At 33.7% G+C, this 18615-nt stretch carries 17 protein-coding genes and 1 pseudogene; 4 read left to right on the top strand and 14 right to left on the bottom strand.

Translation table 11 applies throughout. The features are described 5' to 3' along the window. Nucleotides 1-112: 112 nt before the first annotated feature. The 12 genes and pseudogenes from LB888_RS09500 to LB888_RS09445 all read right to left on the bottom strand — a co-directional run bounded on the left by LB888_RS09500 (nucleotide 113) and on the right by LB888_RS09445 (nucleotide 10743). Nucleotides 113-697, bottom strand: coding sequence for an ATP-binding cassette domain-containing protein (locus LB888_RS09500; RefSeq protein ID WP_318752760.1), 585 nt, complete (start codon nucleotides 695-697; stop codon nucleotides 113-115). Continuing rightward, the gene (locus LB888_RS09495) at nucleotides 678-1700 is read right to left on the bottom strand and encodes a hypothetical protein (RefSeq protein WP_318752759.1); all 1023 of its coding nucleotides are present in this window, start codon (nucleotides 1698-1700) and stop codon (nucleotides 678-680) included. The genes LB888_RS09500 and LB888_RS09495 overlap by 20 nt, the downstream gene beginning before the upstream one ends. After that, nucleotides 1701-2597, bottom strand: a complete 897-nt coding sequence (locus tag LB888_RS09490) for a hypothetical protein (protein ID WP_318752758.1) — start codon at nucleotides 2595-2597, stop codon at nucleotides 1701-1703. It abuts the gene before it with no gap. A 20-nt stretch (nucleotides 2598-2617) separates the two neighbouring features. Next, a complete protein-coding gene (locus LB888_RS09485; RefSeq protein ID WP_318752757.1) occupies nucleotides 2618-3064 on the bottom strand; it encodes a hypothetical protein in 447 nt (148 codons plus the stop codon). Nucleotides 3065-3381: 317 nt separating this feature from the next. Beyond that, nucleotides 3382-4812 (bottom strand): glucose-6-phosphate dehydrogenase, encoded by a 1431-nt coding sequence (gene zwf / locus LB888_RS09480; RefSeq protein WP_318752756.1) that lies wholly within the window; start codon nucleotides 4810-4812, stop codon nucleotides 3382-3384. 289 nt (nucleotides 4813-5101) lie between these two features. After that, nucleotides 5102-5284 carry a hypothetical protein gene (locus LB888_RS09475; protein WP_318752755.1) on the bottom strand — a complete coding sequence of 61 codons (183 nt, stop codon included), beginning with the start codon at nucleotides 5282-5284 and terminating at the stop codon, nucleotides 5102-5104. An 86-nt stretch (nucleotides 5285-5370) separates the two neighbouring features. Continuing rightward, nucleotides 5371-6321, bottom strand: a complete 951-nt coding sequence (locus LB888_RS09470; protein WP_318752754.1) for a DEAD/DEAH box helicase — start codon at nucleotides 6319-6321, stop codon at nucleotides 5371-5373. 69 nt (nucleotides 6322-6390) lie between these two features. Continuing rightward, on the bottom strand, nucleotides 6391-7407 hold the full coding sequence (locus LB888_RS09465) for a Gfo/Idh/MocA family oxidoreductase (RefSeq protein ID WP_311920893.1): 1017 nt from the start codon (nucleotides 7405-7407) through the stop codon (nucleotides 6391-6393). 11 nt (nucleotides 7408-7418) lie between these two features. After that, nucleotides 7419-7996: pseudogene (locus LB888_RS09460) on the bottom strand (TIGR01906 family membrane protein). 37 nt (nucleotides 7997-8033) lie between these two features. Further along, a complete protein-coding gene (locus LB888_RS09455; RefSeq protein WP_318752752.1) occupies nucleotides 8034-8804 on the bottom strand; it encodes a TIGR01457 family HAD-type hydrolase in 771 nt (256 codons plus the stop codon). A gap of 12 nt (nucleotides 8805-8816) precedes the next feature. After that, the gene (locus tag LB888_RS09450) at nucleotides 8817-9524 is read right to left on the bottom strand and encodes a YutD family protein (RefSeq protein ID WP_318752751.1); all 708 of its coding nucleotides are present in this window, start codon (nucleotides 9522-9524) and stop codon (nucleotides 8817-8819) included. Between the two features lie 595 nt (nucleotides 9525-10119). Then, nucleotides 10120-10743: a hypothetical protein gene (locus LB888_RS09445; RefSeq protein ID WP_318752750.1), complete on the bottom strand. Its 624-nt coding sequence runs from the start codon at nucleotides 10741-10743 to the stop codon at nucleotides 10120-10122. A gap of 283 nt (nucleotides 10744-11026) precedes the next feature. On the opposite strand from LB888_RS09445, the gene LB888_RS09440 reads away from it, so the two are divergent. After that, the gene (locus LB888_RS09440; RefSeq protein ID WP_318752749.1) at nucleotides 11027-11872 is read left to right on the top strand and encodes a DegV family protein; all 846 of its coding nucleotides are present in this window, start codon (nucleotides 11027-11029) and stop codon (nucleotides 11870-11872) included. 334 nt (nucleotides 11873-12206) lie between these two features. Here the strand turns inward: LB888_RS09440 and LB888_RS09435 are convergent, their stop codons facing one another. Further along, complete coding sequence (locus LB888_RS09435) at nucleotides 12207-12425, bottom strand: GlsB/YeaQ/YmgE family stress response membrane protein (RefSeq protein ID WP_200803007.1); 219 nt, start codon at nucleotides 12423-12425, stop codon at nucleotides 12207-12209. Nucleotides 12426-12567: 142 nt separating this feature from the next. Then, nucleotides 12568-13914 carry a glutathione-disulfide reductase gene (gene gorA, locus LB888_RS09430; protein WP_318752748.1) on the bottom strand — a complete coding sequence of 449 codons (1347 nt, stop codon included), beginning with the start codon at nucleotides 13912-13914 and terminating at the stop codon, nucleotides 12568-12570. Nucleotides 13915-14052: 138 nt separating this feature from the next. Here gorA and LB888_RS09425 point away from each other — a divergent pair, with 138 nt between their 5' ends. From LB888_RS09425 to LB888_RS09415, 3 genes are all read left to right on the top strand, one after another. Continuing rightward, on the top strand, nucleotides 14053-15432 hold the full coding sequence (locus tag LB888_RS09425) for an MATE family efflux transporter (protein ID WP_318752747.1): 1380 nt from the start codon (nucleotides 14053-14055) through the stop codon (nucleotides 15430-15432). 100 nt (nucleotides 15433-15532) lie between these two features. After that, nucleotides 15533-15799, top strand: a complete 267-nt coding sequence (gene rpsP / locus LB888_RS09420) for a 30S ribosomal protein S16 (protein ID WP_066126553.1) — start codon at nucleotides 15533-15535, stop codon at nucleotides 15797-15799. A 144-nt stretch (nucleotides 15800-15943) separates the two neighbouring features. Continuing rightward, complete coding sequence (locus LB888_RS09415; RefSeq protein WP_318752746.1) at nucleotides 15944-18523, top strand: DUF1002 domain-containing protein; 2580 nt, start codon at nucleotides 15944-15946, stop codon at nucleotides 18521-18523. Nucleotides 18524-18615 lie beyond the last annotated feature (92 nt).

Genomic DNA, 18615 nt, shown 5'->3' with positions numbered 1-18615 from the left:
TTGTTTATTATTGATTTAATTTCTTAAAAATGAAGTAGCCCACTTTTAATTATTATCAGATAAATAAAAGGATGAATAAATTTAATAAAATGGATAATGATTACAAAAGTCACTATTCTAGACTAATAAGTTCTCCCATTTGCATAATGTACTCATCATGTGAAATGAAAATGATAAATTTATCGTGGTACTGATTTATAATATAATTGACAATAAATTTTTTGTACTCAACATCTAAGTTAGATGTGACTTCATCTAATAATATAATCTCACGATTTAATAACAACATTCTTAAAATTGCAATTTTTTGCTGTTGTCCACCAGATAATTCTTTAACTGGTATATTTAAGTCAAAATCAATCTTAATGTCACTAGCTAAATTCAAAATAACTTCATTATTGATTCTCTCATTATTAATTTCAAATGGTAAACGACAATTCTTGATTCCACTATAATATGGAACCAATTTTAAATCTTGAAAAACTCTACTTACCAATGGTTTAAAATTCATAGAGGGTTTGATAATAACATTTGGGTGTTTTTTTAAACCCGAAAGAAAATTAAAAATTGTAGTTTTACCTGACCCGTTTGGTCCCGTAAGAATATAGATGCGATTGCGGTAAAAGGTATATTCAAAATTTAGCAATTGGTTCTTATTAAGAGGAAAATTTCTAATACTAAGATAAATAGCATTCATCCTTCGTAACTCCTCTTATATTTTGTATGATTTGCAAAAATAATGCTCCGAACATTAATACATGAACAAATAATAATAAATGTATTGAATCTGTATTCAATCCTCTTGTAAGTAATAATCTATTTACAAAATATGATAAACAAAAAATAGTGACACTTTGATATATCTTTGCTATCTTAATTACTTTCAGTTCAACACCCAAAACAAAAGCCGTCTTTAATATAAATGAATTAATAATAAAGTTCGCCCACAAATGACCTAAAATAATTGAAAGAATGATTCCTACTGACAGAATTAGGAAGATTAATGTCAGATAAATCATTAATCCTTCTAGATTATTTCTTAATATATCTGTAGATATTAATCTTACATGGCAATAATCAGCAAGTTTTTGTAAAGATTTTTTAAGGGATTGAACCTCTTCCTTTGAGAGATTAGATAATTTGATATTATTCAAAAACTCTTGTATTGCGGTTCCTCTACCATATTCATCCAATAACAACATTTTTAACTCCTTATTATCAATACTATAGAATATTGAATTTTCAAGTTGATACATAATCTGTGGCTTATCACCGACGTTAGAATTAAAATTATAGTGATTATCTTTTACATACAAAATTGGTAAAGATAAAACGCCTAAATTATTTTCGTGAAAGGATTCTCCTGTTTTCGATTCTGAAGAGTGATAATAAAAGTACTGGCCAAATACCTCACTATCAAATACTTTTGGCCCAATGGTAACATAAGTATCATACTCTTTTCCTTCAAAAAATTCTAAAAGTGTTAATATTTCTTGCTCTGTTAACGTTTTAGAAATCGCAGCTCTTATTTGGTAGGTTAAAGGTGTTTTGAATGACTCTAAAACAGTCGGGGTCTGATACCAGATAAAATTCCCTATTATAACTAAACTCAAAATAATAACATTAAATGATGTAATAGTGATGATAGATAACCATTTAGTTTCTCTAAAAAATTTTAACCATAACTTCAAAGAAACCATTTAAATCACCTTTCTTAATGTAAAATAATTACTCATTATCATAAGTAACCAAAAAACAGAAAAAATGATTAAAAGTCCGTTTATTGAATAATTTAGATTTGTGCTTTTAATCAAGAATAAACCTAAAATTAAAGCGCAAAGTAAATGATCTAACAATAGACTTTTAGCTTGTTTGTTTGTTAATAAATATATAGAAGGGATTTTTGAATATATTCGATACTGAGCGAGTTCGTCCCGATACGTCATGTGAATTACTGAAAGAATTCCGTAAAATAGTATCTGAAATACAATCATAATGATTAACAAAATTCGATTTAAAAATGGTCTCAATTCAAATTTTGGCCAACTTAATTTTAGTTCTTGTCTCAAATTTCTTTCTGTCGCTTTAAATATCTTATTCAATTTGGCGATTTGTGACCCATTGACATAATAGACACGAACAGGTTTATCGGAGATGTAATGATTTAATGGTAGAATTTCATTTATCGATTGATTGTTACTATTTAACTCTGAAAAAATACCTGTCACGTATTCATTGACCAAATTAGATATATTTCCATCAGTAGGTATCGTCACTAATTTATGGTTACTATGTGACTGTTGCGATTCTTCTAAAGTAAACATCCTACCTTCAACAACCAATAAATCTTGAATATATAAATCAGGGTCATAAACGAATAATTGATGCTGTTCTTGAACAACAACTGTTCCTTCTACAATTGATTGATATATTTCATTTAACATGTCGTTATTTAGCTGTTCAATTTCCCAATAAACATAGTTACGTGTGTATAAAATATTTTCATTATTCAAGTTAAAGTAAAATGTTAACAATAAAAAAACAGTAGAGATACCTACAAAAAAATAAAATGTTATCTTAAAATTTTTTTCACACATTAAATTCACCTATCTATAAATTAGTGTTCAATAAATCCTCCAACAGAAAAAGTATTCTCTATGGACCAATTATTCTTCTGTTCATCTAATGATAAGCGATACATTGGCCAAGCATTTGTTGGTGCAACATTAAAATTGTAATAAAAACGAGTCTTAGGAGCAATTGGATTCATAGTATCCCATTGACGATAAGACCTTGAATATACTGTGCCATCAGAAGCACTCTTACCTGGTCCGACATATATTCTGCCAGAATCAATTGATGCATTATTCGTATATCTCATATGACCATTATAGACATGTCCACCGAATTCCCAATCATAATATGCAGATTGCATTTGAATATAACCATCATAATATAGCTGATATGTTTCTTTAGATGATGCATAGTTAGGTCCAGCAGCTGTAACGAGAACACAATTTTTTAGTATCAATATATTTATCAATACAAAAAGTAACTTTTTCATTTAAACTCCTTTCCAAAATTTTAAGATAGCCACAAACAAAATAAAGAAAATATAATTGTTAATTTTAATCTAAAAATCGAATACTTTTATATTAGTAAGTACTCAAAAACTGAAATTTTCTGAAAATGAAGGCTTTTATTTAATTACTTAGCTTCAACACATAAAAATTGACAATTATATAATTTAAACTTAAATTCATTAATTTTATTTATATTATAGTTTTTTTTTTTGAAAGTCAAGAATACTTTGATTTTTTCTACCCAAAATAAAAACGCTACTTAACCGATTGTTCTCGGTTAAATAGCGGTCTTTTTTTGTTATTGATGCCATTCTATATGGTGTTTAGCCAATAAATCATCAGCTGCTTGTGGTCCCTTAGAGCCAGCTTCGTAATTAGGGAAATCTGGTTCTATCTTTTGCCAATGACTAAATAAATTATCGATATATTTCCAAGCGTGTTCCACTTCTAAGTAATGGGCAAAGTGACTCTTGTCGCCTAAGATACATTCCAAAATTAGACGCTCATAATCTTGCGGTGTTTGTGCTAATTGTTCATCTGTATAATAATATTCAAACGGAATGCTATAAGTATCATGTGAATAGCCAAATACTTTTTGGTTAACTAATAAACGATAACCTGTACGCGGTGCAATTTCAATTCGTAGATGATTGCCGGCAATACCTTCCATCGTCGGTTTAAATTGAACATCTATTAAAGTCGATTTTGAATTAACACGTTTTCCTGTTCTTACGAAAAATGGTACGCCCTTCCATTGAGGTAAATCCACTTCAACTTTCGCTGCTAAATAGGTTTCTGTATTGGAATCACTGGCCACATTCTCTTCCTGACGGTACCCTTTAAAATCCGCGGCAGGACCATATTGTCCACGAACAAAATTAGCTTTAACTTCTTCGGTTGTCTTCGGTAAATGAAGTGATGCAAGTATTTTAATTTTCTCTTCTTGAATCGCTTCTGCCGAATTATCTTTAGGTGCATCCATCGCTAACAAAGCCAATAATTGTAAAGCATGATTTTGAATCATATCACGAGTTGCCCCTGAGTGATCATAATATTCCCCACGGTCTTCCACTCCAACCTCTTCTAACAAACTTATTTGGAAATGATCAATTCCCTTATTATTCCAAATATCACTGAAAAGACGGTTGTCAAAACGAATATTGCGAATCGCTTGTACCATTTCTTTGCCTAAATAGTGGTCAATACGGAAAATTTGGTCTTCATCAAATGCTTGATTTAATTTTTGTTGGAGTTCTTGCGCTGACTCGGTATCATGTCCAAATGGTTTCTCAATTATTAAGCGATTATACCCATTTTCGGTAATCAAGCCTTCCGTTTTTAAATGTAAGGTAATGGTTGGGAATAATGTAGGTGATAATGAAATATAGAAAATACGGTTCCCATCGGTTTGGTATTGTTGATCAAGCTCTGCTTGAAAAGCTTTTAAATTTTGATAATGTGCTTTATCATTCACATCATGGGATAAATAATACATATGTGTTAAGAATTCGTCCAAATGTGTTGGATCTTCTACTTCTTTTGCGACACTTTGTCTAACAGTTTGACGCATATCTTCGTGGCTCCACTTAGTTCTTCCAGTTCCTATCAAGGCAAAATGTTTCGAAAGATGACCATTCTTGTATAGTCGATAAATTGCGGGATATAATTTACGCGACGCCAAATCTCCAGTCGCGCCAAATAGTGTCAAAATTAATTTATTTTCAGTCATGATACCCCTCCGATATATTTACTCATTATATTATAATCTATCACTCACAATATCTCAATTATATCTTTTAATAACAAATAAGAGAAGAAATTTGATTACAATTAGAGCTTAATCAAAATTCTCCCCTTATCGATATGGATTAAAAATCTGTTAATTGGGTTTCAATGAGCTTTTATTATTGTTACCTATTTTTTACTATTTATACTTTGAGATCTCTCTTTTATATGGTTATGCCTAATCGATTAAATGGCATATAATAGTGATGTAAGAAGCCGTATGAAATGATTGACTATTTGCCACGTCGTTTGCCTTTGTTTCTAGTCTCACGCAAACGATTTTTCTTCTTCACAACTTTCTTCTTAGTTTTTGGTTGATTGGCTCTACTTTTTGCTAGTGCTTTGCGTTTAATACTTTGCTCTTTTTCAACTTCAATATTCGCTAATCGTAACGCATCACGTTCATCAATGGTCACGAGTTTTCCTTGATAATAAGCGCGTTCTTGTAAGTTAACCCCTTCATTTTTTAATATATGAGCTAAATCCCTGAACTCTTGCTCATTTAATAATGATAAGACGGTTCCCTTTTACCCATGCGACCAGTTCTACCAGAACGGTGGAAATAGGTTCGAGCATCATTGACGCGATTATAGTGAATCACACACGGTAAGTCTTCGATATCTAAACCTCGTGCTGAAACATCGGTTGTCAATAAATAAGTAGCTTTGCCTTCTCTAAAGGCATTAATAGCATGTTCACGCTCTAATTTTGACAATTGCCCATGTAACAATACAACATTAAGACCATCATAAATTAATTTCGCTGCCACTTGATCTACTTCATTCACTTGCTCAAAAAAGACGATGGCTTGCATTCCTTCAACATGCGACAGACGTTTTAAATATTGAATTTTTTGACGATTTTGCACCACCAAACCAAAATGTTCGATATTAGCTAATGGCTGTTGGTCTGCGTTTACGACCCGAATACTGTCCCCCATCTCGGCTGCCACTTTAACTAGCGCTGGACCAAAAGTAGCCGAAACCCAAATTTTTTGCACATCACGCATTAATTTATTAGTAAACTTGTCAATGGTAATAGCTTGATCATCTTCATATAAATAATCCGCTTCATCATAAACAATGGCTTTTACTAAATGCAATTTCAATTTACGAGATTGTTCGCTTAACTCATATAAACGACCAGGAGAAGCCACAATGACTTCCGGTTTGTCTTTTAAGGCATTAATTTGGCGTTGCATATTGGCACTACCCAAAATTGTTAGGACTTCAAGTTCTTTGGCTCGCCCCCAAAGTTCAGCTACCTCTCCGATTTGCTTAACTAATTCTTGTGATGGCGCTAAGACGATTAATTGCAAAGTATTATTTTTTTCAACTTGCGTAAATAACGGTAACAGATAGGCTAATGTCTTACCGGTTCCCGTTGGTGAAACAGCTATTACTGATTCACCGCTTTGAATGATGGGATATAATGCTTCTTGAATGGGACTCATTTGCTCGAACCCCTCCTGGTCCCATATCTTTTTAAAAGGTTCTTGAATAAAATTTGTCATATTGACTCCTTAATTAAATTTTAGATTGGCTGATTTTCTTAATTGTTCCATGACTTGTGCAACTTGTAAACTCATCTGCTTCCAGTCCTCATAACGAACTTGTTGCTGAATATTATCGGGATCGGTCAATACTTCTGCAAAAGCAATTAGTTCATCGTACATAACATTTTCTGGGCGATAATCGATTACTTTAGCCTCTTGTCCCGCTTTATTAATTAATTTAACACTCGCAATTCGAGTAATGCCCTCAATCACCACTGTTTCATCATCGAAGTAAATCTCAGATGGCATAATCGAATGAACGCCTTTAGACATAAAAATATTTACTTGAGAATTTTTGTATTTTAAAATCGCATTACCAAATAAGTCAATTTGATTTGGTCCTTTTACGGTATGGTAACTGACACTATCAGGCATACCGAATAAATCCAAGGCTACATATAAAGGATAAACACCGATATCCATTAAAGTACCACCAGCAAATTCAGGATTAAAAATATTCGGTAGCTCTTCTTGACCCGCCATCGCTTGAATATATTGTTCATAACGAGAAGAATATTGACCAATATTAAAATTAGCCCCTAAAAATGGTTGTGAATGTCCCTTTTGTAAATTACGAACTAATTGTCTTAAACGTCGATAATTACGATTATGGTAGTGTAGTGCTGCCTCAAACACTTTAACCCCTTGCTGTTCAGCATATTGATGGATTTGATACCATTCACTAACCGAAGCAAAGGCCGGTTTTTCAACAATCACATGTTTCCCCGCTCGAATCGCTTCTTTCGCATACCGAAAATGCAAACTATTCGGACTCGCAACATAGATAACATCAATGGCGGGATCATATAATAAATTATTTAATTGATCACAATAATAATCAGCTTGATAAAACTTAGCAATATCACGGGCATTTTTAGCGTTACGAGAATAGATTCCCTTAATATGATAACGTCTCGTCAATTTTAGAGCTTGAATAAATTGTTCGGTAATCCAAGAAGTACCAATGGTGCCGACATTTAACATGGTCATTCCTCCTATTTCATAATGCGTCGATAAATCGCTAATAATAATTCATATAAAATAATGACACTGACAAAATAAATTAAAAATAGATTTTCTGGTAAGACTAAGATAATCGGATCGACTAAAGGGTCGAATAACCATAAATCGTTTCGAAAAAAACTTGATGGAATAACAAGAAGATTTGATCAAAGGCAATGACCATTAAAAAAAGTAAAAGAAGTGGAAAATAAACCGCTAATTTAGAGAGTTGATATTGCAATTTTTTGACACCTAATTTGTTAGTAGATTGATAATTCCATCCTAAAAATATTAAGCCACAAATAGTCAAGACAAAATTTGCTTGCATTAAATACTTTACCTCAACAAAATGTTGGATACCAGCAGCAGAACTAGAAAAATTAGGAAAATTAAGGGTATTGACTTGAGGGAAAATTAAAAAGTCCATCATATGATCGATATTGATTAATAATTGTGATTTGGTTAATCCGACTGGCGTAGCTAAATCAACAAAACTTAAATAGCCACGATAAATAAGCCCGCCTGATAAGATGACAATAGAAATTGCCAAACTTATAAATGCAACAATCATCAACAGCACACGCATCAATTGTTTGAAATGAATCATATTAAAGCTCCCATTGCGATAAATCTTCCACCACATAAGTAGGTGGAATTGGTAAATTGGCAACATCATCCGGATGAGTCACACCCGTTAATACTAACAGTGTATCCATCCCATTATCAATCCCAACCCGGATGTCAGTTTCATAATTATCTCCCACCATTAACACTTCATCAATTGTCAATCCTAATCGATGTAAACAGCCTTCTAATATAGGACGGTGAGGTTTCCCCATAATAATCGGATCTACTTCCGTCGTATATTGGATAAAAGCAGTTAATGCTCCTGAACTCGGCATCATACCGTTTTCCGTTGGTATACGACGATCGGTATTAGTCACAATGAATGGTGCGCCTTGGCGAATAGCATTGGCCGCTGTTGCTAGTTCATGATAGGTTACTTCACGATTCAGTGCTTGCACGACTACTTGCGCATTTTCTGTTTGGTCAATCTGATAGCCGGCATTTTCAATCAATTTTTTAAATGAAGGCTCACCCACTACATGGACTGTTTGTCCCGGATGATGTGCATTTAAATAATCAATTAAAGCTAATGATGAAGTATAAACATTTTTTGGTTCAGCTGGTAAATGATAATTATTTTGTAAATTTAAGGCCACTTCTTCCGGCGTTTTCGTTGCATTATTCGTCATAAATAAATAGGGTATCTCTTTTTCATGCAACTTTTTAATAAAGGCTTCTGCCGTTGGAATTCGTCTTTTTCCAAAATATACGGTTCCATCTAAATCAATTAAATAAGCTTTATACTTTTTCATTGAATGCTCCTTCTAAGGTTGTTGTTTAATAATAAAATTTCGTTTGTTAGTACGCTGAGTTTGTTTTTGTTTTGATTTCACCACTTTATTGGCTTCAAAATCAGCTTTTTTGTTCTGTGGTGTCTGTTGCTTTCCTAATTGCTTAATTTGAAACGCTTGATTTTGTTCACGTTGATTATGACGTTTATGGCGTGATTTCCGTTTATTTTTCTCATTATTCGTTGTCAATGAATTTTGTTGTTTTTGATGAATCGTATTAATTGGATTTTTTGTAGGTCGCTTAGACTGTGGCTTAGCATGGCTCATTCGTTCGCGCAATTGATTGTATTTTACCAATGCTTCTTCTTTTGCTAAAACAAAATAACGGCAGCCGAAATTACAATATTCCTTTAAATAATCATCTAAGTAATCAATGATTTGTTCACGAGGCACCTTACGACGATTAATTTGATAAAAACCTCTTAAACGTAATTGTTCAAAGCCCCAATCGCCTACAATAAAATCAAAACGATCAAAATAATCTTGATAGCGCGTTTCAAAAGCACTAAAATCAAAGCCTTCGCGATAATTGGTTGCAACATGATAAATTTGTTCATTGATTTGAATGGTCGTTTCATCAATTTGGTGAATATTTTTTTCTGATACATCTTCATCACGAATAATCGATGTTAGGATAGATTCAATTTGATCAGAAATCGTATCGATAGATTTTTTAGACATCAAAAATCTCCTTTCAAGGATAATATGGATAAATATAGTAATTATATTGAGTTAACATTCTTTATTATAACAGTAACCGCACTAGAAATGAAGAACAACTAAATAAAAAAGAATCGTGATTGAATAAGGAGGCTGGGCATAAACTTGATAAATTTAGTTAAGATTATTGTTCAATAATTAATAGCATAGTGGTTGGGTGCTATCAAACTGCTTTAAATCAATAGACAACATAGCCATTCTTTTCCCAAAGCAAAAGTTCTCGTATTAAATCGATTGCTTAGCAAATAAAAAGTAATTTGAGAATTACTTAACTGTCGACTATGATCTTTTATCGCCATCCTACGCTTATTGATTCTTGCCAGATTTGTTAGGATACTACACTCCGTGTCACTATTAAATATAGGCAGCTCAACTAATTCTATTTACATTTGTTAAGAAACTATACTGTATATCACAATCCAAACATCAATAAAGCTGGATAGAAATCATCAATTTCTGTCCAGCTTTCAGTTTTATCCTAATCTTTATTAAAAAGTAACGAAAAGTAAGACACGGCAGTACTTTCAGTCCATCTTCAGTTTTATCCCAATCTTCATTAAAATTTTATCGGTCCTTGAATTAATAACAATCCTAATGCAAATGCCCCTAATGCTAAAATAGCAAAAATAAAATTTGCAGGAATTCTAGGAAGTTCAATTTTTAATATAAAGCCCACTAAACATAATCCAAATACTAAAATCCAAAGATACATCACCAAGGTGGTGGGTGCTATCCAAGTTAAGATTGATAATATTGGTAACACCATCGCAATCGACACTAACGGTAAACCATAAACAGAACTTTCTTCTACTTCACCTTGAAGCTCTAATGGCCGATTATAATGAGCAATTCGAGTCGCTACTGCTAATAAATAAAAAGCAGCCACCATTACCGAAACCACGCTTTGATTAGTAATCTGCACTAACAAAACGCTGGGTGCTAAACCATAAGTCACCATTTTACTTAAAGAATTCAATTCAATGGCAAACGATAATTCTTCCTCTTCTAAATCTTCTTGGTATTGATACGCTCCATTAAAAAAGTGGATGATTGCGCCAATAATAATCGACATAATGGCATAATGAGTCTCACCAATCATCGTAAATCCTACTGATACTGACCCAAAAAACAGAAAAATAATGACCAATAGATTTGCTTTATTTAAATTTCCTAAAATCATTGTATCCCCTCCTAAATCCTATTTACACCTATATTTTATCTAGTTTTGAAAACTATTTCAATCAATCTGCTAAAAATTGCCATAGAAATATTTTTTAATAGATCAAACAATAAATACAGTTTCATTATTGCCCTTAAGAATATTTTTGACAGCTAACTCTTAAGCACGCTTAAGATTTTAAATAGAAATGTTCTTGATAGCTAAGTCATTAAATCCCCCTAAATAATTGCACTTTCATCATTATTTTTATATACTTAGGTAAAATCCAAGGAGGTAAAAAAACATGAAATGGAAAATACTTGCTGACTCCGGCTCATGCGTCAGACATGAAGCAAAAATAACCGATGAGATTGGTTTTCAAGTGGTCCCCTTATTAATTAATATTGGTACCGAGTTATTTATTGATGACGATCTTAGTAAGGTTCCGGATTTAATGGACTCTATGGAACATAGCAAATTAGGTTCTTCAACCGCTTGTCCGTCACCTGATACTTACGCATCAGCTTTTATGGATGCAGATAATGTTATTTGTTTTACAATTTCGGGTGCATTATCAGGAAGCTTTAATAGTGCTCAATTAGCCAAAAACCTTGTTTTAGAATCACACCCTGAAAAAAACATTCAAATTATTGATACTCTTTCTGCTGGGACTGAAATGGATATTTTAGTAGATAAGTCGATTGAATTAATACAAGCAGGCAAATCATTCGATGACGTCGTGACAGAAGTAGAAAATTATCATCAATCAACTGGTTTAGTCTTTATGCTAGAGTCAGTTGATAATCTAGTAAAAAATGGTCGCTTAAACCGTATAGTGGGTGGGATGATTGGTTTACTGAATATTCGCTTAATTGGTGTCCGTAGTGACGTTGGTCAAATCGAAGTCGTTCATAAATCAAAAGGAGAAAAACGTGCACACAATTCAATTGTTGACGTACTTACTGAAGCTAAATTTAATAATGGACGCATTGATATTTCACATTGCTTAAATGAATCTGGTGCCTTAAAACTAAAAGAGGTCATTTTAAAATCATTTCCACAGGCAACCATTAACATCCGTCCAACTAGTGGCTTATGTAACTATTATGCGCAACGTGGTGGCTTAATGGTCGGTTATGAAACAATATAATAATAGTGTTTCAAGTGGGAAAATTCTTGTTGAATTCAATCAAGTTATTATTCAAAACTCATCAGCGCAATGGGTGTGAGGTCTATTCCCAACTGTGCGGGGGTGGGCAGACGAAGCGAAAATCGAATGATTTTCTACTTCTTGCCCACTCCCTGCCTATTTTTTGTTTGAGGCGAAATCAAACGCTGACATAACAATCTAACGCTTTGCTAGTGCGTATTTATCTGATAATCTGAACGCTTGGTAATCAACTTACAAATCGATAAAATAAAAAATGGACAAGGTCTAAAAGTTTTAACACTTTAAGCTCTTGTCCACTTATTTAATACCTTATTTATCTTCTATTTTTGTTGATAAAGCTAAAGACAATAATTAAAATAACTGCTCCTAAAAATGAAGCGATAAAACCTGTATCGTGGAATAAATATTCTCCAATAGCTGACCCTAATAAACCGGCAATAATGTTACCAATAACACCACCAGGAATGTCTTTACCTAAAAGTAAGCCAGCTAACCAGCCAATAACTCCACCAACAATTAAATTTACTATCATCGTAACCTCTCCTCAAATTGAATGTAACGCCATTATACCTAATAAAAGCACAACAAGCTAATAATTATCATGGTTAAAATCATTATTATGACATGTCAAGCTGTTCCATGAAGCTATCCTATTAACACTCCCTATCAAGATGTTAACGCATCGTTACAAATTCTTCACTACCGGTAGGATGAATCGCAACGACTGCATCAAATTGTGCTTTAGTAGCACCCATCTTCATAGCAACACCGAAACCTTGAATCATTTCATCCACGCCTTCACCAATGCCATGTAAGCCAATCACTCTTTCTTCTTCACCTACACAAACTAATTTAAAATAACATGGTTCACGATGCCAAGCGGCACTTGCGTACATTGAGAAAAATTTAGTACGGTACACTTTAACGGCATCTTTTCCATATTGATCAACTGCTTCCTGTTCAGTTAAACCAATCGTTCCAATAGCAGGATGACTAAAAATAACCGTTGGAATCATGTCATATGAGATGGCAGAAGTTGTCGCATCATTAAACAAATACTCTGATAATTGACGTCCAGCTTTAATGGCTACCGGCGTTAAATCTGCTTTACCGATTACATCACCTATTGCATAAATAGTTGGCACTGTTGTTTGATGACCATCATCGACTTTAATATGACCCGATGGCAATAATTCAACATCAGTGTTTTCTAAACCTAATTGGTCGGTATTAGGTTGACGTCCAATCGCCATAATTACTTTATCAACGGTTAAGATGACTTCATCCCCGACTAAACAATCAATTTTATCCCCATTTTGACGATATTCTGTTATCGTGGTATTAGGTACTAAAGTCGGACCATTTTGAGCCATTGCTTCTACTAAACTCTCGCCTAACATTTGATCAAATTGTCGTAATGGACGGTCATATCTGACCACTAAATGTGAATTAACACCTAATGAATGTAATGCACCCGCTAATTCTACGGCAATATAGCCGGCACCGACAATTGCCACACTCTCTGGTAAACTGTCCCAATTGAAAAAGTCGTCAGAAGTATTAACTAATTCAATCCCCTTAACCTCAGGTAAAGTCGGACGGCCACCGGTTGCAATCACAATATGTTTCGCTTCTAATACTTCACCATTAACTTCAACTTGATTATTATTTAGAAATTTAGCAAAACCTTGATAAAGATCAATGCCATTTTTTTCAAACCGAGTGCCATAACCATTACGTGAACGGCTAACATAACCATCACGCGCTTCTAAAAATTTATGATAATCAAATTGTACATTATCAGCAGTAAAACCATATCCTGGTCCATAATGACGAATGGCCTCATTTACTCTGGCGGCATACCAAGTTACCTTTTTAGGTACACATCCTAAATTAACACAAGTCCCACCAACCAATCCACCTTCAATGACTGCAACTTTGGCTCCATATTCAGCTGCACGATTGGCTGCTCCACTGCCACCACTACCGCCACCGATGGTAATTAAATCATAATGTTTCATACTCATCCCTCTTTCATTCACTTTCAAAATAACGATAGCATATTTTAACAATAACTGAAATATTTTTGCCTAAAAAAATTACTTAACAGGTGCAAATAATTCATGAAACTGCTATAATACCGTTTGGTGATAAAAAATATGGAAAAAACAAAACAAAATATTATGTTGGAGGGCAACATTACGAAAACCATTATTGCCCTTTCAGCACCATTGATGTTCAATAATTTAATTCGAACCCTTTATAATTTAACGGATGGTCTCTATGTGGCCCAGCTCTCTTCAGATGACTTTGCTGCTACTGCTTTTGTTTGGCCACTAAATTTTTTATTTATTTCTTTAGGTATGGGAATTGGCATCGGTGCCACTACTTTAATTGCACAACGCTTAGGTGCTCGACAATATGAAAAAGCCAATCAATTTGCCCAAAATGCGCTCAACCTTTCTTTAGCTATTGGATTACTGGTTTCAATCATCGGTTTTATCTATTCAGCAGACTTTGTTAGTTGGATGGGTGGAACGGGAGAATTCGCGCTTAAAAGTACAACTTATTTAAAAATTAATTTTATCGGTCTCTTTTTTGACTTTGGTTATTTTGCCTATCAAGCGATTCTCAACTCTGAAGGAAATAATAAGACCATCACGATCATTAGTACTATTTCCTCTTTGATCAATGTGATTTTAGACCCGATCTTTATTTTTAAAACTATTCCTTTAATTAATTTACCTGGTTTGGATATGGGGATTGCAGGTGCCGCTTGGGCGACGATCATTTCTAAAATGATTCTTTTAATACTAGCCGCTTATGTGGTTAAACGTCAGTCACAAATTAAAGTACACTTGCTAAATCGCGAATACCATTTCCCAATTATTAAAGAGTTAACAAAAATTGCTCTCCCTTCCGCCTTAGGTTATAGTGGTGCTGCCATGGGATTTACTGTTTTAAACGGCTTAATCCAGTCCTATGGAACGGATACTTTAGCAGCTTTCTCGATGGGCAATCGATTATCTGATTTATTAACACAACCGCAAATGGGGATTGGGATGGCTTTAACTTCTTTAATTGGCCAAAATATCGGAGCACAACAATTTGATCGTGCCAAAGCAATCTTTAAACGCACTAATTTTATGATTGGCTTCATTTCAATTATTTCTTCATTTGTTATTTATTTCTTTAAACAAGATTTACTGTCACTCTTTATAACTGATATGAGTAATCAAAATCTTTGGAATCAAGCCATTGAATATTTGATGTATAGTACGTTCATTATCTTTTTTATGGGGTTCTTCTCTTCTTATAACGGGGTCTTCCAAGGGATGGGTAAAACTAATTATTCGATGTTCATGTCAATCGGACGTCTATGGTTATTTCGTTTGCCATTAATCTGGCTATTCAGTAACTTTAGTAATCTTGGTTCAACCGGAATTTGGATTTCAATGCTGTTATCAAATGGATTAACCGTTTTAATTGCAGCATTTGTCTACCGTAAAATTGATTGGAATCAATTGCAAAAATATTAATTAAAAAAATTTTAAGGTGTAAAGGAAAAATACTTTACAGGGTGATAATAATCTGATACAATACATACTTGTGAATGATATTTATGGAGGTGAAATGAACATGGCAGTTAAAATCCGTTTAAAACGTATGGGTGCAAAAAAACAACCATTCTACAGAATCGTTGTTGCAGACTCTCGTTCTCCACGTGATGGTCGTATTATCGAACAAATCGGTACTTACAACCCACTTACAGAACCAGCTACTTTAGACATTAAAGAAGAATTAGCTTTACAATGGTTAGCTAATGGTGCACAACCATCTGATACCGTTCGTAACTTATTCTCTACAAAAGGTATTATGACAAAATACCACGAATCAAAAAAATAATTGATTAAAAATGGAAGTCTTTTGACTTCTTTTTTTTACAAAAAATTCGTAAACGGTTCACATTTTCAAATTTTATTCAAGCCTTTTTCACCCACTCCAAAATAATTAATGATATAATTAAATCATAAAGAGGAGGAGTTTATTATGAAACTTATGAAAAAAATGACCGTGGTCTTAGCGTTAAGTTCCTTAGCAATTGTCCCAATTAGCTCTAGTGTCATCTCATTAACAGAAGTTCAAGCAACAACCCCAGCCACTGCACCACAACGTGAATTATCATTAGGTGCATCTTTAACTGCACAAGAAGCTGAGCAAACAAAACAACTATTAGGTGCCAATAATTTACCTATCGATAATACTATTTATGTTGATGGTACTGTCGTTAACCAATATTTACAAGATGGGTCCAATCAAAATACCGGTGTTTTCTCAAGTGCTTTAATTGAAAAATTACCAGAAGGTTCTGGTGTACAAGTACAAGTTATTACCCCACAAAATATTTTAGTGGTCAAACCAACTACATATCAAAATGCAGCCATTACTTCAGGTGCTAAAGACGTGCTCATTAAAATCGCAACTGTTAAACCGGTAACCGGTGAAGGTGCGTTAGCAGGTGTTTATGCTCTCTTTGAAAAAGCCGGCTTAAAAGTTGATCAAAAATCAATCATCGTCGCTGAAAAAGAGATTCAATTAGTAGAACAAGCGAAAAAAGAAAATCAAGTAACGGATGTTCAAATCAATAAAATTATTGTTGAAATGAAAACCCAAATTACCAATACAGTGGTAAATAATCAAGAAGTTAACATCGATACTATTGTTCAAACTATTATCAATAACAATCCTGATATTAAGTTATCAAATGAAACAATTGAGTTCTTAAAACAAGTCGCAAAAGATTACTCAGAAACTGAAGCGGCTAAAAATAAAGACACCGTGGATCAATTAGATAAAAGTATTAAAGAAGATGCTAATAAGCCATATGCCGTAGACCTAAATCAATTCGGTGGTCATGCGACATTTAAACGTGATGGCGATGGCATCCCACACAATATTCAAGTCTCATTATTAGATAAACGTGTTTACCTGATGGACAGCAACGCTACTTATGAATTAACAACCGAGAATATTGACACTAAAGAATTGACAGCTATTGCTCAAGATGGCTCAACTCGTCAAGTAAAAGTCAACACCGTTTTAAATTTAAAACCTGTTGCTGATACTGGCGCTAAAGAATCCGAAGATTTATACTTATTCTTCAATAATTCTGGTACGATTTCATTATTAACACCAGATTACAGCGGACAAGCTGGTCAAGAAGGTATGTTAGAATATGTTCTAACTGAAACACCTACTCAAACTGATGTTGAAGAACCTAGTTTAGAAGACTTCCCATATATGGTTGATTTAAATATTTTACAAGATAAAACTTACTTCGTACGTGAAGGTATGAATATTCCTAACGGATTAAACTTAGCTAAAAATGATTTAACCTTAGCTTACGATTATCGGGAACAAGAATCACAAGTATCAAATATTGAAATTACCAATATTCCAACTCAAGACATTCGTGTCTTCTCTGCCAATGGTTCTGGTATTCGCGATATTAAAGTAAATACAGTAATTCGTTCAAAACAAGGTAGCGAAAATCTATTCCTATTTGTTAATAAAGATGGTGGTATCTCATTAGCTACACCAAACTACGCTGGTAATGTTGACGAATCCGAAAAAGACGTCATGTTAGAATACCTAGTGGGTACTCAACCTGAAGCGCCTGCTGAGGAATCAACTGAGGCGCCTGCTGAAGAAACAACTGAAGCACCTGCTGAAGAAACAACTGAAGCACCTGCTGAAGAAACAACTGAAGCACCTGCTGAAGAAAATACAGATGATTTCCCTTACATGGTTGATTTATCACATATAGCTGGTGAAACACCATTCTTTAATCCAGGAATGAATATTCCAAATAATATTATTATCAATACTGACGATAACTCTGTTACATTTAAAGCTTCTGATGGTAGCGAACCAGCTGGAACAGCAACCTTTACTAATATTCCAACCAAAGAAATTCGTATTTTCTCACATGATGGATCAGGCATTCGTAATGTCAAAGTCAATACCGTCATTCAAATTGAAGGTACTGAAGGGGATTTCGCAAATGAAATGTATCTTTTCCAAAATGCGAACGGTGGTGTCTCTCTTGCAACGCCAAATTACGCTGGCAATGTAGAAGAAGCAGATAGAGATGTAATGATTGAATACTTAGTTGGTGAATATGACCCTGAAGATAATTCAGGAAATGAAGAAGCTGTTGACCCAAGTCAATATCCATTTATGGTTGATAAGAGTGAAGTATCAAGTGACACTCTCTTCGGTAATGACGGCATGAATATTCCAAATGAAATCACATTAAATTCATCAGAAGGAACCGTGAGCTTTGTCTACCCTGATACTGAACCTCAAAATGGCGAAATAAAATTTGAGGTAATCCCAGAAAAAGAAATTCGTGTCAATTCACATGATGGCTCTGGTGTCCGTAATGTTAAAGTCAATACCGTTATCAAAGTATCGGAGCTTGAGGGAGATTTAGCTAAAGACATGTATCTTTTCCATAATGCTCAAGGTGGTATTTCTTTAGCAACACCTAATTATGCTGCTAATACCGATGAAGCAAATCAAGATGAAGCAAATCAAGATGTGATGATTGAATACCTAGTGAAATAACCATCTCAATCATTTGCTACCAATTATACAATAATTGAATAACTTAATTTTTAATTAAGAAGCTTAAATCGAAAACGACTGGAATTATCCCA

Source organism: Globicatella sp. PHS-GS-PNBC-21-1553 (genome assembly GCF_033564055.1).
In the GTDB taxonomy this organism is placed as follows: Bacteria; Bacillota; Bacilli; order Lactobacillales; family Aerococcaceae; genus Globicatella; species Globicatella sulfidifaciens.
The sequence above is the reverse complement of the archived record's forward strand: the minus strand, read 5'-3'. Positions and strand labels throughout refer to the sequence as shown.

Excerpts from the sequence above, each read along its gene's own strand:
- LB888_RS09500 (WP_318752760.1), bottom strand. The coding sequence starts at position 697 with ATGAATGCTATTTATCTTAGTATTAGAAATTTTCCTCTTAATAAGAAC.
- LB888_RS09495 (WP_318752759.1), bottom strand. The coding sequence starts at position 1,700 with ATGGTTTCTTTGAAGTTATGGTTAAAATTTTTTAGAGAAACTAAATGG.
- LB888_RS09490 (WP_318752758.1), bottom strand. The coding sequence starts at position 2,597 with ATGTGTGAAAAAAATTTTAAGATAACATTTTATTTTTTTGTAGGTATC.
- LB888_RS09485 (WP_318752757.1), bottom strand. The coding sequence starts at position 3,064 with ATGAAAAAGTTACTTTTTGTATTGATAAATATATTGATACTAAAAAAT.
- zwf (WP_318752756.1), bottom strand. The coding sequence starts at position 4,812 with ATGACTGAAAATAAATTAATTTTGACACTATTTGGCGCGACTGGAGAT.
- LB888_RS09470 (WP_318752754.1), bottom strand. The coding sequence starts at position 6,321 with ATGAGTCCCATTCAAGAAGCATTATATCCCATCATTCAAAGCGGTGAA.
- LB888_RS09465 (WP_311920893.1), bottom strand. The coding sequence starts at position 7,407 with ATGTTAAATGTCGGCACCATTGGTACTTCTTGGATTACCGAACAATTT.
- LB888_RS09455 (WP_318752752.1), bottom strand. The coding sequence starts at position 8,804 with ATGAAAAAGTATAAAGCTTATTTAATTGATTTAGATGGAACCGTATAT.
- LB888_RS09450 (WP_318752751.1), bottom strand. The coding sequence starts at position 9,524 with ATGTCTAAAAAATCTATCGATACGATTTCTGATCAAATTGAATCTATC.
- LB888_RS09445 (WP_318752750.1), bottom strand. The coding sequence starts at position 10,743 with ATGATTTTAGGAAATTTAAATAAAGCAAATCTATTGGTCATTATTTTT.
- LB888_RS09440 (WP_318752749.1), top strand. The coding sequence starts at position 11,027 with ATGAAATGGAAAATACTTGCTGACTCCGGCTCATGCGTCAGACATGAA.
- LB888_RS09435 (WP_200803007.1), bottom strand. The coding sequence starts at position 12,425 with ATGATAGTAAATTTAATTGTTGGTGGAGTTATTGGCTGGTTAGCTGGC.
- gorA (WP_318752748.1), bottom strand. The coding sequence starts at position 13,914 with ATGAAACATTATGATTTAATTACCATCGGTGGCGGTAGTGGTGGCAGT.
- LB888_RS09425 (WP_318752747.1), top strand. The coding sequence starts at position 14,053 with ATGGAAAAAACAAAACAAAATATTATGTTGGAGGGCAACATTACGAAA.
- rpsP (WP_066126553.1), top strand. The coding sequence starts at position 15,533 with ATGGCAGTTAAAATCCGTTTAAAACGTATGGGTGCAAAAAAACAACCA.
- LB888_RS09415 (WP_318752746.1), top strand. The coding sequence starts at position 15,944 with ATGAAACTTATGAAAAAAATGACCGTGGTCTTAGCGTTAAGTTCCTTA.